This is a genomic window from Paenibacillus sp. Root444D2 (assembly GCF_001426375.1).
Taxonomy (GTDB): domain Bacteria; phylum Bacillota; class Bacilli; order Paenibacillales; family NBRC-103111; genus Paenibacillus_E.
This window is the reverse complement of the sequence record NZ_LMEO01000045.1, coordinates 1,067,613-1,083,652: the sequence shown is the minus strand read 5'-3', so window position 1 is coordinate 1,083,652 and position 16,040 is coordinate 1,067,613. Positions and strand designations below refer to the sequence as shown.

12 protein-coding genes and 2 pseudogenes are annotated in these 16,040 nt (G+C 45.6%); all 14 read left to right on the top strand.

Annotated elements, in window-relative coordinates; genetic code table 11:
• Positions 1 to 141: 141 nt before the first annotated feature.
• The 14 genes and pseudogenes from ASD40_RS26035 to ASD40_RS25970 all read left to right on the top strand — a co-directional run bounded on the left by ASD40_RS26035 (position 142) and on the right by ASD40_RS25970 (position 16,033).
• Positions 142 to 1,905, top strand: a complete 1,764-nt coding sequence (locus tag ASD40_RS26035; protein ID WP_057306028.1) for a sensor histidine kinase — start codon at positions 142 to 144, stop codon at positions 1,903 to 1,905.
• Position 1,906: 1 nt separating this feature from the next.
• Complete coding sequence (locus tag ASD40_RS26030) at positions 1,907 to 3,514, top strand: response regulator (protein WP_235549416.1); 1,608 nt, start codon at positions 1,907 to 1,909, stop codon at positions 3,512 to 3,514.
• Positions 3,515 to 3,543: 29 nt separating this feature from the next.
• Complete coding sequence (locus ASD40_RS26025) at positions 3,544 to 3,954, top strand: hypothetical protein (protein ID WP_057306026.1); 411 nt, start codon at positions 3,544 to 3,546, stop codon at positions 3,952 to 3,954.
• Positions 3,900 to 4,622: an extracellular solute-binding protein gene (locus tag ASD40_RS26020; protein ID WP_057306025.1), complete on the top strand. Its 723-nt coding sequence runs from the start codon at positions 3,900 to 3,902 to the stop codon at positions 4,620 to 4,622. The genes ASD40_RS26025 and ASD40_RS26020 overlap by 55 nt, the downstream gene beginning before the upstream one ends.
• Positions 4,623 to 4,786: 164 nt before the next feature.
• Positions 4,787 to 6,130, top strand: a complete 1,344-nt coding sequence (locus tag ASD40_RS26015) for an ABC transporter substrate-binding protein (RefSeq protein ID WP_057306024.1) — start codon at positions 4,787 to 4,789, stop codon at positions 6,128 to 6,130.
• Between the two features lie 60 nt (positions 6,131 to 6,190).
• Positions 6,191 to 7,063, top strand: coding sequence for a carbohydrate ABC transporter permease (locus ASD40_RS26010; RefSeq protein WP_057306023.1), 873 nt, complete (start codon positions 6,191 to 6,193; stop codon positions 7,061 to 7,063).
• A complete protein-coding gene (locus tag ASD40_RS26005) occupies positions 7,063 to 7,881 on the top strand; it encodes a carbohydrate ABC transporter permease (RefSeq protein WP_057306022.1) in 819 nt (272 codons plus the stop codon). The genes ASD40_RS26010 and ASD40_RS26005 overlap by 1 nt, the downstream gene beginning before the upstream one ends.
• 143 nt (positions 7,882 to 8,024) lie before the next feature.
• Positions 8,025 to 10,832 (top strand): carbohydrate binding domain-containing protein, encoded by a 2,808-nt coding sequence (locus ASD40_RS26000; RefSeq protein WP_057306021.1) that lies wholly within the window; start codon positions 8,025 to 8,027, stop codon positions 10,830 to 10,832.
• Positions 10,833 to 10,912: 80 nt separating this feature from the next.
• Entirely contained in the window at positions 10,913 to 11,986 is a 1,074-nt protein-coding gene (locus ASD40_RS25995; RefSeq protein WP_057306020.1) for a peptidyl-prolyl cis-trans isomerase, read from the top strand.
• 110 nt (positions 11,987 to 12,096) lie between these two features.
• Positions 12,097 to 12,747 carry an SGNH/GDSL hydrolase family protein gene (locus ASD40_RS25990; RefSeq protein ID WP_057306019.1) on the top strand — a complete coding sequence of 217 codons (651 nt, stop codon included), beginning with the start codon at positions 12,097 to 12,099 and terminating at the stop codon, positions 12,745 to 12,747.
• Between the two features lie 252 nt (positions 12,748 to 12,999).
• Positions 13,000 to 13,521, top strand: a pseudogene (sigK, locus tag ASD40_RS25985) (RNA polymerase sporulation sigma factor SigK); the annotation flags it as partial.
• A 60-nt stretch (positions 13,522 to 13,581) separates the two neighbouring features.
• Positions 13,582 to 13,890, top strand: a pseudogene (locus ASD40_RS25980) (ABC transporter ATP-binding protein); the annotation flags it as partial.
• A gap of 869 nt (positions 13,891 to 14,759) precedes the next feature.
• The gene (locus ASD40_RS25975; protein ID WP_057306017.1) at positions 14,760 to 15,230 is read left to right on the top strand and encodes an Rrf2 family transcriptional regulator; all 471 of its coding nucleotides are present in this window, start codon (positions 14,760 to 14,762) and stop codon (positions 15,228 to 15,230) included.
• Positions 15,231 to 15,547: 317 nt separating this feature from the next.
• Complete coding sequence (locus ASD40_RS25970) at positions 15,548 to 16,033, top strand: GNAT family N-acetyltransferase (RefSeq protein ID WP_057306016.1); 486 nt, start codon at positions 15,548 to 15,550, stop codon at positions 16,031 to 16,033.
• Positions 16,034 to 16,040: the final 7 nt, after the last annotated feature.

Here is a 16,040-nt window from a genome sequence, read left to right as displayed (position 1 = left end):
TCCGTTAGCAGTATAGCAGCACGGCTAAGGAGCTGAATACATCTTGAACAAACGGTGGACAAAATTTCCCCTCATGCTTGCACTTATTCTTTTTATGTCTGCTTACACTCCCGAGGTTGTCTTTCAAGAGGAGGGAGGAGGATGAAAAGGGAATTCGAAAAATATAATAGCATAAGATATAAGTTTGTCTTTGTGAATCTGATCTTGACTTTTGTCTTAAGTACGGCGATTATCTTCTTTTGGGACACGCGAACGGAAAATGAAGTGGAGCATTCAGCCAATAACTATATTAGCGATATGCTTAAGATGTCAGGGGATAGCTTGACGGTAGCTTTAAAGGATATTTACGCGCTTGTCAGTATTGCGAGCAGTGATAAATACGTGGTCGATCTCTTAGCAAACAACAAAGGTCTGGATGGATACCAATATCTGCAGAAGACTCGCGAAGCATCGCAGTATTTAGGAAACATGTTTGTCTACAAGCATTATCTAAATGACCTTATGATTGCAGGATTGGATGGACAAACGTATTCAAATGGAAATACGATCTCTTTTGACTATCTGAAGAAGCAGAGTTGGTTTTCAAAAATCGTAAATCCGTCCGGAGAAATCGCATTTATTCAGCCGCATTATAATTCTTCTCAGCCTTATGTCACTTCGTTCAGAGACGATAGGGTTATGTCCATTGCACGGTCAGTCCGGGATCAGAATCTGGTATTGGGCATTGTGATTGCCGATGTCAGGAGTGATCTGCTTCGCGATATTTTCTCCAGCAATATGCACGATGTTAACATGCTCGTAGCGGTACGCGGTTCCGGCGAGACAGTCTATAATTCGCTTGATAGCGGGATCACCTCCAAGCAATTTGCGCAGTTAACCCCAGACATGAAAAGTAATGAAGGAAACTATTATAAGAAGATTAACGGAAAAGATATGTTTATTGTATACCGCTACATGCCGACTACGGACTGGTTAATCGTGGGCGTCATTCCCAAACAAACGCTGCTTAACCAGTTTAGCCAGACTCGGAACACTTCACTGCTTCTTTCCCTGTTATTTTGCATTGTCGCTGCAGGTATTTCCATCGTCGTGACCTCCGTCTTGACGAAGCCGATTCTGCGTCTCAGCAGAGCCATCAAAATGTTTGACGGGAATCAATTGCTTGTCCGTCTGGATACGAACTCCAGCGATGAAATTGGTCAATTGTCCAGACAGTTTAACTTGATGGTTGAGCGGATTCAAGAGCTCATTACGAACATCAAGCTTCGTGAACAAGAGAAACGGAAAGCCGAGATTCGTGCACTGCAAGCCCAAATCAACCCGCACTTTCTGTACAACACTCTAAATACAATCAAGTTTTTATCGGTTTATCATGGCGCCGATAACATCCATGACGTAGCGGAATCCTTGTCTCGAATTATGCACATTAACATGCAGGAGAAACTTTATAACACGGTCGAAGAAGAAATGGAGTTCTTGCAAAGCTACTTAAATATTCAGGAATATAAATACTCCAACAAGTTTACGTATCGATTCATGATCAGCGATGATATTCTCTCGCATCTCATTCCCAAGTTGGTGCTCCAGCCCTTTGTGGAAAACAGTTTGATTCACGGCATCGGGAAGAAGAAAGGCCCCGGGTTCATTCTGATCAAGGGGTATCGCCATGAAGATACGATTGTTTTCAAAATCCAGGATGATGGTATAGGTATGTCTCAAGAACAAATAGATGATGTGCTCGCGGGCCGTCAAGGAGGACTGGGCATTCGCAACGTGGCATCTAGGCTTGCGATTTCCTACGGCGAACCTTATGGTGTTACCATATCAAGCGAGATTAACCTATTTACGATCGTGGAGATCGCCATTCCCATTATTTCCACTGAGGAGAGTGCAGTCATTGTATAGCGTGCTGCTCGTAGATGATGAGCTTTTATCAAGAACCCACTTGAAACTGTTGGTGAAATGGGAGGAGCATGGATACACGCTTGCCGGGGAAGCGTCGAACGGGAGAGAAGCACTTCAATTCTTGGAAGAAGGCGCCGTAGATATCGTGATCTCGGATATTCGGATGCCCGAAATGGATGGGGTGGCGTTATCCAGCGAGAAAAATCGGCGATATCCCGATATTCCAATCATTATGCTAAGCAACTATGATGAGTTTGAATTGGTACGCGGAGCTTTGCGAAATGGCGCTGTTGATTACTTATTAAAGCATCGTCTGAACGCCTCGATGCTGCTGGAAACGCTGGATCGGGCGAAGGCGCAAGTCATCGAGGCTCGAAGCAAGCTGCGGGAGCCGGGCCAAATCCGTCCACGTGCAGACCAACTGCATGCGTTAAGAGAAAAGTTTGTGATCCAGTTGTTAAGCGGATACGTCAAATCGGAAGAAGCGGAGGAACACCTGCGTCTTCTGCAGATGAGATTGGATACCAAGCACGTGCAGCCTGTAGTGATGGAAATCGACGGCTTCCAAGAAATTGTCGCCAGCAGGGGATTGAAGGAGGAATCGATTCTTCAGTTTGCGATTACGAACATTGTGGAAGAAATATTGCAGGAATACGATAAAGGGATTATTAGTCATTTAGGCAACGGAAAATTCATTCTGCTGCTTTCTTTTACCAACACGAAGAGTAAGGCATTTATCGATCAATTCATACAGGGAATCATTGACCGTTCCAGTGTCTGTCTCAAGAAATTCGTCAAGGTTTCGGCAAGCTTTGCCATAGGGAAGCCGTGCGTCTCCATCCTTGAGGTGGGAAAAAGTTACGAGCAGGCCGTCGAAGCGCTGCGGGAAAAATTTTATCTGGGAAAGAGCAGTGTCGTTCGAGGCGGAGCAGCTAAATTCAACACCAGTCCTATGCTCAGTCTCGATCCTAACGATGAACTGAGACTGATTGCAAGCGTGAAATCGCTCAATCGTGATGACGTATCGGAAATTCTGGAACGCATCTTTTCCCAAATAAAAGGGAATATGGCAAGTCCGGTGAGGGCAAAAATGGTGTTCAGCGAATTGATTAGCACCATTAACCGCCTTTGCAAAGAATATCACTTGGACATGGCTGAACTTTACGATCAGGGCGAGGTTCCGCACGAGGTTTTGGCCCGGCTGGAAACCTTGAATGAAATCAAAGCCTGGATTTGTACCGTGTTTGATCGGCTGTTAACGATGCTGGCATGCAAGAAAAACGAAAACTTGTCGATTTCCATCCAACAAGCCGTCCATTACATCAATCACCATTATTGTGAGGACATTTCACTTTCCGACGTTGCGAGTGCGATTGCCATCAGCAATAATTATTTGAGCTCGCAGTTCAAGGAAGAAATGGGCATCAGTCTGACTGAGTTTATCAGCGATTTACGGGTAAACAAGGCGAAGCTGCTGCTTGCCGAAGGGAAGATGGATCTGAAACAAGTATCCCAGCAATGCGGTTTTAATTCATATACTTATTTTCTTCAAGTTTTCAAAAAGAAAACCGGCATGACGCCAAAAGAATTTCTAAGGCATGACGCTTAGGGGGCGGAAAGAAGAAAGCGGTACAGAGGATGTTCTTACTTGTTTCGATCGTGTGTTTGCTGCTTACCGCATGTAAAGAAAACGCTAACAAAGCTCTATTCGGCAACAGTGATGCAAGCGGAAGTTCAGCCGATGTAAAAGAAATCAGCATGCTGATGTTTACGGACTGGTACAAGCAAGGTATGCAAGCCATTGAACAAGATATCAACGAACAAGCAGAAAAGCTGGGGTTTAAACTTCATATAGAAACAATCACAGGCGACAAGAAAGGCGAGAATCTATACAGGGCGCGCGCTGCGGCGAGTGAGCTGCCAATGCTGATCGCCACCTATGGCGTAAGCTGGTCGAAAGCAAATCTTGGCGGTCTGCAGCATTTTCAGGCTATTTGCCTGCTAAAGATACGTGGACGGTCAACATTTTTGACCATGAGGGCTGGCTGACCGAAAAGCGGCCGCTGAGTGACATTTTTACCGATATCAATACCAACAAAGCACATTACGTGGATTTCTCGGGCTATAAGTTTGCTATAGAGAAGCATAAAGAACTGCTGGACAGGGGGTACATTCAGAAGACGTATCTTTCCGATACTTATGATGGTTCTCAAAGGGCCATTGTCGAAGGGACGGCTGCGATGACGGTTAACTGCACATGGATTATGGATGAGATCAAACGCAAGTTCTCGGATCAGGCGAGCGATATCGGAGCTTTCCGAGTGCCTTTCGACGGTAATGGCAAGATCAGTCTATTCGTGCCTTTTTCCTTGTCCGTCACCGATCAATTTCAAGATAAAGAGCTTTTGAAGAGTTTTATCGATTATTTCACATCGCAGACGACGCAGCGGAAATTCTTTAACGCACAAGGCGGCATCCCTTACCAGAAGGGTGTAACGTCTGCGCTTCTTCCGGCGCAGGAGGACCTCAAACACTTTCTCGATACTGGCAATACCGAAAGCTATTGGGCCAATCTCAAAATATATGATATTGATGATACAACTAATGATATCTTAGACTACTTTACCGGCGGAAAGAAGCTCGATCAGATTTTGCCTGCGATGGATGCGGCAATTTCCTGGGCCGCGCATGCAAAGGGTGATCGCAATTGGAATTAAGGAAACGAGGGGGCGAAAGCCCTCTCTTTTATTATTTAGTAGAACAAAGCTTGGATCGTATATTTTTATAGTAATTCGGAGAATCTTGAAATATTTGCGGACATGAATTGGCTTATACTCAGAATGTAAAGCAAACAACTTATTTATTACGAGGAGGTCACAGAATGAAAAAGAGAGCACTAAGCGTTGTTATGGCGGTTTCTCTTGCCAGCATTTCTTTAACTGCTTGCGGAACAGGGGGGTCCAGTCCGGGAGCTAGTGCAAGTCCAAGCGGGACAAACGCGGCAAAACGAAATGCGGCGCCGAAAGAAATTACCATGTTGATGTTTACGGATTGGTATAAGTCAGGCATCCAAGCCGTCGAGAAGGACATCAATGATAATGCCGACAAACTGGGATTCAAGCTGAATATCGAGAAGGTCGCCGGCGGCCAACAGGGTAGTGAACTCTATAAGGCGCGCGCTGCGGCCAATGAGCTCCCGATGCTGCTTCCCAACTACGGGGTTAACTGGATTAAAGGCAATCTCGGTGGACTTGGGCATTTCCAAGAAGTAGGCGGCGATTGGACGAAAAATATTCCGGAATCAATTATGAAAGCTCCCCAGTTTACGGATACTGACAGCGGCAAGGTGTACGGGATTCCGTTCGACAGCATCAACCTGCTCGGTGTCTTCTACAATAAGAAAGTGTTCGAAAAGCTGAACCTTGCCGTCCCGAAAACGTATGCGGAATTCCTGGCTGACAGCGATAAGATTAAAGCGGCGGGTATCACGCCGATCTACTTGCCTGGTAAAGACTCGTGGACGGTCAACGTCTTTGACCATGAGGGTTGGCTCACGGAAAGTCAACCGCTGAATGACATTTTTGCGAAAATCAATACCAACAAGGCGCATTACACTGATTTCTCCGGTTTCAAGAATGCCATTCAAAAGCATAAAGAGCTCTTGGATAAAGGTTATATTCAGAAAACGTACCTTTCTGACTCCTATGACGGCTCCGAGAAGGCAATTGCTGAAGGTACGGCGGCGATGACCATTAACGCAACGTGGATTATGGACGATATCAAGAAGAAGTTCCCGGATAAAGCGAACGATATCGGAGCGTTCCGTGTGCCGTTCGACGGAAACAACAAGCTCAGCCTCTTTGTCCCGTTCAACCTATCCGTTACGGATCAATTCAAGGATAAGGAATTGTTGAAGAAGTTCATCGACTACTTCACTTCGCAGTCCACGCAGCAGAAGTTCTTTGACGCTCAAGGTGGAATTCCGTATCAAAAAGGGATTACCTCCGCGCTGCTTCCTGCACAAAGCGATCTCAAGGCTTATGTAGACCAAGGCAACACGGACACCTTCTGGGGCAACCTGACCAAATATGATTCGAGCGATACAAATAATTCCATTCTGGACTACTTTACCGGCGGCAAAACGATTGACCAAATCCTTCCAGCTATGGACGCGGCGACTGCCAAGGACGCCAAGGCTAAAGCAGATCCAAACTGGAAGCAATGATGATGGGAGGTCGGTTCCGAAAGGAATCGACCTTTTTATAGAAAGAGAGTGGAGAGAATCATGAGCAAAACGTTGTTACGAAATTATCCATATATTATGCTGCTTCCCGGATGCCTCATTTTTTTGGTAATGTTTATCGTTCCCACCTGTCAAGGGTTTTACTATTCCTTCACGAATTGGGACGGCTTTACGGCACATTGGGTGGGATTCGATAATTTTAAATCGTTCTTCCAAGATCCAGATTTGAGCAAGGTAGTGAAGAATACGTTGGTCTTTACTGGAGTTACTACGCTATTCAAGGTTGGTCTTGGTATTATGGCAGCGGTATTCCTTAACCAAAAATTAAAGACTAAGAATTATTTACAGACGGTCATTTTTTCTCCGGTCATTCTTAGCAATATTGCTGTAGGTTTGATTTTTGTTGCGCTTCTTCATCCTGAGGCAGGAATAGTCAACAAATTGCTGAATGGTCTCGGTCTTCAAAGTCTGGCACTGGATTGGCTGCATGACAAGAATATAGCACTATTCGGGGCTTCCTTCGTAGAAATTTGGAAATGGACTGGATTTAATATGGTGATCCTGCTGGCAGGCATGCAGACGATTTCCAAGGACTTCTATGAAGCGGCGGAGGTCGCTGGTGCATCTGCTTTTCAGAAGTTTTGGCATATCACCTTGCCGCTTCTGATGCCGGCGATCAATAATGTGCTCGTCTTAAATCTCATTGGCGGTTTAAAAGTTTTCGACATGATTGTCGTAACAACCAACGGGGGACCGGGTACGGCCACCGAAGTGATCAATACCTGGATATACAAAGCTTATGGATCAGGGCGCCTAGGGGAATCCAGCGCTGGCGGTGTTGTTTTGGCTTTACTGGTAGCGTTGGTCTCCATCTCTACCTATTATGCTTTGCGGAAAAGAGAGGTGGAAATGTAATGAAACGAACGTTACCCCATCTTGTTGTCGAGGTTGTAGCAGTGTTGCTGAGTTTGTTGATTATCATCCCCATCTATATGATGGTTTTGAATTCGCTCAAGGATGCGGCAGGCGCAGCGGAAATGTCGTTATCCCTTCCGAAACTTTGGCATATTGAAAACTACGTTACCGTCTATCATGAAGCACGGATCCTGCAGGCGTTGAAAAATAGTGTCGTGATTACGTTCGCAGCAGTGTCAGGGCTGGTGTTGTTATCAGCGATGGCCGGTTATGTCATCCAGCGCAGAAAGAACATGTTTACAGAATTGGTGAACCTCGTCTTAATGTTAGGCTTAGTCATTCCCGTATTCATGGTCCCTACCTATATCTTAGCGAAAAATTTGCACTTAACCGGTGGTTTGGAAGGGATGATTCTAGTCAGTATTGCGATCGGCCTTCCGACTGGCGTTTTTCTATATTCCGGTTATTATAAAACGATTCCGAGGGAAATCGACGAGTCCGCGCTGTTGGACGGCTGCGGGCCTTATGCGCTCTTTTTTCGGATTATCTTGCCGCTGTTAATGCCTATTACCGCGACCAATATTGTGATTCAGTTTTTGGCTATTTGGAACGACTTCAGTACATCCGTTTATTTTCTAAATTCGCAGGCTAAATACAACCTTGTGATGACTACATTCCTCTTCTTCGGGACGCACTCGGCGAACTGGAACTATGTATTCGCAGATCTGGTCTTTGTTTCGCTTCCCGTTCTGATCATGTACATCTTCTTGCAGCGCTACGTGATCTCGGGGCTGACAAGCGGAGCCATCAAGGGCTGAAGCATTTCGACCCTGAAGGGAGGTGAAAAGCCATTCCGATTATGCGCGGTAAGTTGCATCGCAATCTTGGGGACGTCGGAAGAATCTAGAATGGGCAGTTGCACTTGGTATTAACGTAATGACAACAAGGAGGAAGATGAAGGATGTTGAAGCTAAAGTTAAGGCTCGCGGTTTGTTTCGCATTGGCGCTGCTCGCATTTCAATTGTTTGCGCCGACGGTCGGCTTTATCCCAAGCGGCGCTCAGACGGCTTATGCCGCCGGAACAGGGTACTACATCGATTGTTCAGCAGCCGTGAACGGATCTGGCACCATGGCTAGCCCATGGAATGCATTGGTTAGCGCAAACAATAAATCGGGAGGGTTTGGTCCTGGAGACGCCATTTATTTGAAAAAAGGCACCGCATGCTCAGGAAATCTGACGCCGACAGGTTCCGGTACGAGCACTTCTCCAATTATAATCGACTCCTATGGAACAGGAGTCCCTCCAATCATCAACGGCGGCGGGAGCACAGAAGCAGCTGTCTATCTGCTAAATGTCAGCTACTGGACCGTGCAAAATCTGGAAGTCACCAACGATGCTTCGCTGGAAGCGCAGAGAAGCGGGATTTTGGCGGAGGTTACCGATAATAACACGTATTATGGCATTACGATAAAAAATAATAACGTGCATAATGTGAAAGGAATATCGAATGGAGCCGCAACAGGCAGGTATTCGTCTGCCGGCATTCTGGTCCGGGTTCCGGGTATAAGCCAGTCCGGTACAGGACATTTTGAAAATGTACTCGTCGATTCCAATAACGTGCACGATGTAACCTGCATGGGAATATCGTCAACAGCGGGTAATGGAGGCTTGACGAACAACTATATAAAAAGTTTGATCGTGCAAAACAACAATATCCAAAGTGCCCAAGCGGATGCCATCTTTGTCGGCGCCGCGGATTCGCCATTGATTCAGTATAACTCGGCATACGACACCGGTTTCCAAGCAGCCAGTTCCGGATCCATCGCTCAAATGTGGTCAGCCGCTGCCAAAAGTCCTACTTATCAATACAACGAAACTGCCCGCATTCTGAAGACGCAGGATTCCGAAGCTTGGGATTGCGATTGGGCGATGTCCGGGACATGCACCTATCAGTATAACTACAGTCATGACAATGCGGGTGGATTTTTCCTCAACTGCGCAAGATGTGACAACCAACCAAATAGTACTATCGAAGTGCTTCGCTATAATATCAATCAGGGCAGCAGCCGCTTCATCAATGCAGGCGGAAATGGTAATAGGCAGTTGATATACAACAACGTCTTTTACAGCCCGAACCAGGTATTTGCCAACAACAATACCCAAGGCCTAGACTTCAATAACATTCATTTCACCAATAACGCTGCAGTCTCCAACAATATTTTCGTTGGAGCGGCCGGATCGGTCTTAGAACAAAAAACAGGCCTTGTATACGATTCGAACTTGTATTACGGCTTTACTGCGCCGACGGATGCGCATGCAGTGACAGGCGATCCTATGTTTGTGAACCCCGGAAGCGGAGGGGACGGAAGAAATACGGTGGATGGTTATCAATTGCTGACAGGTTCGCCGGCGATTGGTACAGGGGCTGTGATTGCAAGCAATGGCGGACTGGATTACTGGGGCAATACGGTATCCGCTACGGCGGCGCCGAACATCGGAGCCTATAACGGTGCGGGTATCGCCAATGCGAATCTGGCATCCAACCCGGGCTTTGAATCGGGAAGCTTAGGGGCATGGAGCACCGGCGGAACAGTGGTTAATGACGGCAACGCGCATACAGGTTCTTATGCGGTTAAGTTGACAGGCTCGTCTACCGGCGTGAACCAGACGGTGAGCGGCTTGAAACCGAATACGACGTATACATTCTCCGGATGGGCGAAGGTGTCGACCGCAGGGGATATCGTAGCGATCGGCGTCAAAAATTTTGGCGGCACCGAAACCTATCAACCCATCAGCGGCACAGGCTATACGAAAGTATCCGTAACTTTCACAACGGGTTCTTCCAATACGAGCGCGAACATTTATATCTGGAAAGTTTCCGGAACCAGCACCACCTATGGAGACGATTTCGTTCTGATTCCAGGCGGAGCGACGAACAACTACGCCATTAACGCAGGTTTCGAGGGCGGTTCTCTCGGATCATGGACTGGCACCTCGGCTACTGTCGTGAACACAAATACTCACAGCGGCACTTATGCCGCCAAACTTAGCGGTTCTACGGCAAGCATCACTCAAACCATTACAGGGCTGAAACCTAATACGCTCTACACACTCAGGGGTTGGGCAAAGGTGACCACAGGTGGAGATAGCGTTGCTATTGGCGTCAACAGCTATGGTGGCGCGGATACTTCCAGCACGATAACCAGCACGGGATATACTATGGGCACAGTGAAATTTACAACGGGTACGACCAACACGACAGCTACGTTCTACTTAACGAAAACCAATGGGACCGGGGACACTTACGGCGACGATATCACCGTCATAGCCGGAAATCCCCCCCTTGCAGGTGTAATGAATCCTGGATTCGAGGCCGGCAATTTTGGCTCATGCGCCTATGTATGCGCATGGTCTAAGACGGGCACAAACGTAAGCGTGGTTAACGACGGCAACGCTAACAGTGGCTTATATGCAGTCAAACTAGTCGGGTCCAATGTAGGGGTCAATCAGAACGTGTTAGTGAAACCGAACACCACGTACACAATGACCGGATGGGGGAAAGTCATCACCCCCGGCGAAACTATAGCGATTGGCGTCAAGAACTATGGCGGCACGGAAACGTTCTATAGTTTTACTACCACGAGCTATTCGCAGGGTTCGGTTACGTTCACGACTGGCGCAACTAACACCAACGCGAATATTTACTTCTATAGAAGCAGTGGAACAGGCACCGCTTATGCAGATGATGTGGTGATTACCGAGAACTAACCGGCTGAAATGATCTTATGGGGAATGTCCGGAAATTGGGGTCATTCCCCATAAGACTTTGTGCACATGGGGGAGACATAATGAAAAAGAGGCTGCTGTGGGGCGTTTTGCTCCTATTGGTTGTTGCGTTTACCGGGGCAGGGATAACGAAAGTCGCGCTTAAGCCAGGGCATGAACAGCCTGTTGCATTTATTGACCAAGAACCCATATCGCAGAAGGAGTTTGCCTTCTTTCTTGATCAGCAAAGGGCTTCGGTGTATGACTATTTTAAACAGAAATATGGCGCGGGGGATTCCCCCTCCTTTTGGAGTGATTCATTCGGAGGCGAGGTTCCTATGAATAAAGCGAAGCAGCAAGCCATGGATCAGCTTGTCAAAGCGAAGGTTCAGCAAATTGAGGCCAAGAAGTACGGTATTCTCGATGATACTTCTTACGATGCGTTTCTATCCAGGCTAAAACAGGAAAATGAACGGCGCAACGCAGCTTTAGCCAAAGGACAAATCATTTACGGGCCGACTCAGTATACAGAACAAATGTATTATGGATATGTACTAAGCAATATGGCGATACAACTGAAAAAAGCTTTGGCTGAAAAGAGTTGGCAGATTACAGATAGCGACTTGCAAAACTACTACGATCAAATCAAGAATACCGTTTTCAGGAATCCGGCACCGGTGCGGCTTCAAAAGCTGGGATTATTTTTCTCAGACGGCAAAGGAAATATCGATGAAGGAAAAAAGACAGCCGCATTGTCAAGGCTGGAACAAGTCGTGCGTGAATTGAAAAGCGGCAAAACCTTAAACGAAGAGATCGCGCTATTGAAAAATGAAGCGTCCTTCCGTATCGATGCCGATGAGCAAACATTTGACGGGACATTTAAACGAGCGGATTACCAAGTTTACGGAACAATTAGACAGACAGCCGATAAGCTTGACAGCGGACAGACGAGCGATATTTTCGAATTTGGCGGCGCTTATTATATAATCAAGCTCTTGGAGAGAGAAGATCGTGGATTCAAGGATTTCGAATCCGTCAAGAATGATGTGAGGGAGCAGTATCTGGACAGCAAGTACGAGGATACGGTAAGCGAGTGGGCACGACAAGCCGAGGTAACGATTAATCATAACGTGTATGACCGATTGAAAGTGCGTTAAGCATTAAACAATCACTTGCCCATGCAGATCAAAATAAGGGTCGATTCCATAATAAAGTTATCCACATTCCGATTTCATGACGAATAGTCCAAGTTAATGGAGGTTACAAGATGAAGTTCAGAAGAATATTGTTTCAAGGTGATTCGATAACGGATGGAGCCAGAGGACGCAATGATGATCTTAATCATATATTGGGGCATGGTTACGCTTATATCATTGCAGGCAAGCTCGGTTATGAACTGGCAGAAAACCGGCCGCTGTTTCTCAATCGGGGGATTAGCGGGAACCGGGTATCGGATTTGTATGCACGATGGAATGAGGATACATTCAGTCTAAAGCCCGATTTGATCAGTATTTTGATCGGAGTCAATGATGCTTGGCGGATCGTAAACGGCGAGCCCGGAGGTGCGACCGATCGATTCGAGCGTGCTTACCGTCTTCTGTTGGAGGAAACGAGAGAAGTTCTCCCGGCTGTGGGCTTGGTCTTATGCGAGCCGTTCATTCTCCAGGTCGCCCCCATTGCGACAAAATGGGAAGCTTGGCAGGAACGAATGCCTCGGTACCAGGAAGCCGTCCGAAAGCTCGCTGACGAATTTGGCGCGGTCTTCGTACCGCTACAAGCTGTGTTTGACGATGCCTGCAAGAGAGCCGATGCGTCATACTGGATCTGGGATGGGGTGCACCCGACGGCGGCAGGCCACGAACTGATCGCACGGCAGTGGTTAGCCGTCGTACAGGAGAGCCATTTGGCCATCCTTTGACGTTTATGATCCTGTCAACGCCATTGCCCGAGGAGCCATCGCTACTGATTTCAGCGATGGAGCACTTCGCGATAATCTGAGATAAACAAGCACGTCGCAGGAATTATGGCTCTTGGTCGCGTCGGTCAACTCGACGACGTCGAAGAGGCGATTACTTCGCTGCTTTGTTTTTTGGATTATTTATCCTGGGTCGCTTATTTAGGGGAGATGCTAATCATAGGTAGCCCGGAATGACATTGAACTTTTACATCGGTTCTTGTTCACAATGTCAAAAAATTCGACAATACAGGAGAAGACCTCGAGGATTTGATCTCGATCGGGACGATCGGATTGATCAAAGCGATCGAGTCGTTCTCGCCTAATAAGGGCACAAAGCTCGCGACTTTCGCCGCTCGCTGTATCGAGAACGAGATATTGATGCATCTTCGTTCGCTGAAGAAAACGCGTAAAGATGTGTCCTTGCATGATCCCATCGGAACGGACAAAGAGGGGAATGAGATTACATTGATCGACATTCTCGGCACGGAAGCCGATGACGTCGTGGATAAGGTGCAGCTCAAGATAGAGAAGAGCAAAATCTATCGCAATCTGGAGATATTGGATGATCGCGAGAAGGAAGTTGTCGTCGGACGGTTTGGGTTGGAGCTTGGCGGGGAAGAGCGGACGCAGCGGGAGATTGCGAAGGAGCTGGGCATTAGTCGCTCCTATGTGTCGAGGATTGAGAAACGGGCGCTGATGAAGCTTTATCATGAGTTTTATAAGGCGAAACGGTAAGGGTTGTGAATCAGATACTTCATTTATTTGGACATTGTGCAAGTAATGGAGGTGAAGGTTATGACTTTAATTCATATCGAAAATGCCAGTAAATATTACACGATGGGCGAGGAAACCATTAAAGCGTTAGATGATGTTTCGTTAGATATTGATCATGGCGAGTTCGTGGCGATTATGGGACCGTCGGGTTCTGGCAAATCGACGCTGATGAACATCATCGGTTGTTTAGATGTTGCAGATAAAGGTATCTATGACCTGGATGGTCAAGCAATAAACGTGCTTAAGGATTCTCAGCTTTCTGAGATTCGTAATCAGAAGATTAGTTTCGTTTTTCAAAGCTTCAACTTGCTGCCGAGATTAAGTGCATTTAATTATGAAAAAAGGACCATAGATATACGAACGTGCGTTTGGTGCGCTATATATCTGTCCGTTCAACCGAAATTAGTTGCATTAATCAATCCAAATATGTTGCATTAGATAAAATCAACCGAATATTGTTGCATCATGCCCCCATGGCATGAGTGAACAAGCCAGCGCTGACCCTCAGATGAGTGATTGCCACGCTTGTCTGGGGCAGATCAAATAACTTTGTGCATATTTTCACACCTTGAAAATCTGAAAAAACTGTCTTGACATCTTGTAGCACCATATTCTTGACGCTACATATTCCATATTGGAGATTCTATAATTGGAGATGTTAAATGCAGAATCCGTTGGAATAAAAGCAATTTGGCTGAATCGGGATAATAAGCCTGTCCCTGAGGGGAGGGCTGCATCCAATTTAGAAGAAGTAAAAAACAAAATGCTTATAATGTGATGTTATTAGTGAATCCTGGATTATTTTAAACACTTTAAACACTAAATGTGGAATGTAGTTTGAAAGCTAGTAAAGAAGCAAAAGGTACCTATTCCCAATCGGCACATATATTGCCGTTAATATTTATACTAACTAATCAGCCAGCTCCGAGCATAAATCCTTGTCTATTTCAATGAGAACACATTTGGCTGCAGAGTTCTCATTTTATAAATTCTACTCGAACAAAGCGAAAACCCGTCAATATTCCGCTGGGCTTTCGCTTTGTTGCTCCCACGATTATTTCCTTAAATCTTTCATTTGTCTTGATTTGCACTTGGCCCCCAAGATATAGAAAAAGCTTAATTCATGTAAGATGTTTTTTTCTTTGCACGGTGTGTTATATTTGTTTAAAGAAGAATTCAATTAAGGAGATAGTATTTAAATGGCAATAGCAAGTCGATATACAGTTGCACTCCATATTTTGACTCTATTATCTTATACCTCTGAACGTATGCATAAATATCTGACTTCGGATTTTATTGCAAAAAGTGTGAATACGAATCCTGTATTTATTCGTAGAATTTTATCAAGTTTATCCAGTGCAGGACTAGTTCAAGTAAGGTATGGAACAGGATCAGGATGGTGCTTGGCAAAAGAACCGGCAGAAATTACTTTTTTGGATGTTTACGAAGCGGTCGAACAGAAAAAACTTTTTGAGTATCATCACAGTACACCAAACCCTGTTTGCCCGATCGGCGGAAACATTCAGACATCGTTGGAGTCATTTTATGAAGAGGCAGAGCAGGCAATGAAAACGAACTTGTCCCAATCAACAATTGCCGATTTATTATTGGATACTGTTCAGCAGTCAGAACTTCGGATGAATGACAATTTACCTGACATCGACAAGTAAGATTCAGCCCTGTATCCTAAAATGGAAATGGGGCTTTTGGTATGTAATGACCTCTCAATAGTAAAATGAATTTAATTAGGTAAATAAAAGAATTGACAAATTAGCTGGATGTAACTATAGTAGTTTTAGCGATAGAAAGCTGAAGTAGTTTATTCCAATAAATCATACACTTATGTTGACCGTATCAACGGAAACTATCTACTGTAAAAGAGGAGGTTTCTTTTTTTTGCCTTGGATGAAACTTTATCAGTTACACTCATCGCATCTTAAATCCGATTATACCTATGTGATTAATAAAATTATGAAGGCGGTTGTATATGCAAGAGGGGATCCGTTTAGCTACATTTTCTAATGCACCTAGGGTGTTGGAATTAACGCATCAAGCGTATGCATTCATTCGTGAACTTGGGCTTAATTTTCCTGCTGCTTCAGCAGACTTAAAGATGGTTGAAAACAACATCATCAACAGTCATTGTTATGTGATGCTCTCTAATGGTGTTATCATTTCAACGGTATCGGTTGCTCAACCTGATTCGGTTAGAAAAGTAATAGATTATCCGTTTGACTACCCTTTTATTTGGTGGTTTGCCACGGATCCAACTTATGGAGGACAAGGAATAGGAGGAAGGTTGTTGGATGGTGTAGAGGCGATCGTTCGTGAAGAATGGCAAGTACCTTCGGTTACTTTGTCCACTTCGACTCGCCATCCTTGGCTCGTTGACATGTACAAAAGACGAGGTTATGAAGTAGTGCTTGAATTAGGGGAACACGGGGATTCCGTCATTCTCGAAAAAAAATTATGAAAATGTA

Bases quoted from the DNA above. Each gene is read 5' to 3' on its own strand.
- ASD40_RS26025 (WP_057306026.1), top strand. From the start codon at position 3,544: ATGTTCTTACTTGTTTCGATCGTGTGTTTGCTGCTTACCGCATGTAAA.
- ASD40_RS26015 (WP_057306024.1), top strand. From the start codon at position 4,787: ATGAAAAAGAGAGCACTAAGCGTTGTTATGGCGGTTTCTCTTGCCAGC.
- ASD40_RS26010 (WP_057306023.1), top strand. From the start codon at position 6,191: ATGAGCAAAACGTTGTTACGAAATTATCCATATATTATGCTGCTTCCC.
- ASD40_RS26035 (WP_057306028.1), top strand. From the start codon at position 142: ATGAAAAGGGAATTCGAAAAATATAATAGCATAAGATATAAGTTTGTC.
- ASD40_RS25990 (WP_057306019.1), top strand. From the start codon at position 12,097: ATGAAGTTCAGAAGAATATTGTTTCAAGGTGATTCGATAACGGATGGA.
- ASD40_RS25995 (WP_057306020.1), top strand. From the start codon at position 10,913: ATGAAAAAGAGGCTGCTGTGGGGCGTTTTGCTCCTATTGGTTGTTGCG.
- ASD40_RS26005 (WP_057306022.1), top strand. From the start codon at position 7,063: ATGAAACGAACGTTACCCCATCTTGTTGTCGAGGTTGTAGCAGTGTTG.
- ASD40_RS25975 (WP_057306017.1), top strand. From the start codon at position 14,760: ATGGCAATAGCAAGTCGATATACAGTTGCACTCCATATTTTGACTCTA.
- ASD40_RS26000 (WP_057306021.1), top strand. From the start codon at position 8,025: ATGTTGAAGCTAAAGTTAAGGCTCGCGGTTTGTTTCGCATTGGCGCTG.
- ASD40_RS25970 (WP_057306016.1), top strand. From the start codon at position 15,548: ATGCAAGAGGGGATCCGTTTAGCTACATTTTCTAATGCACCTAGGGTG.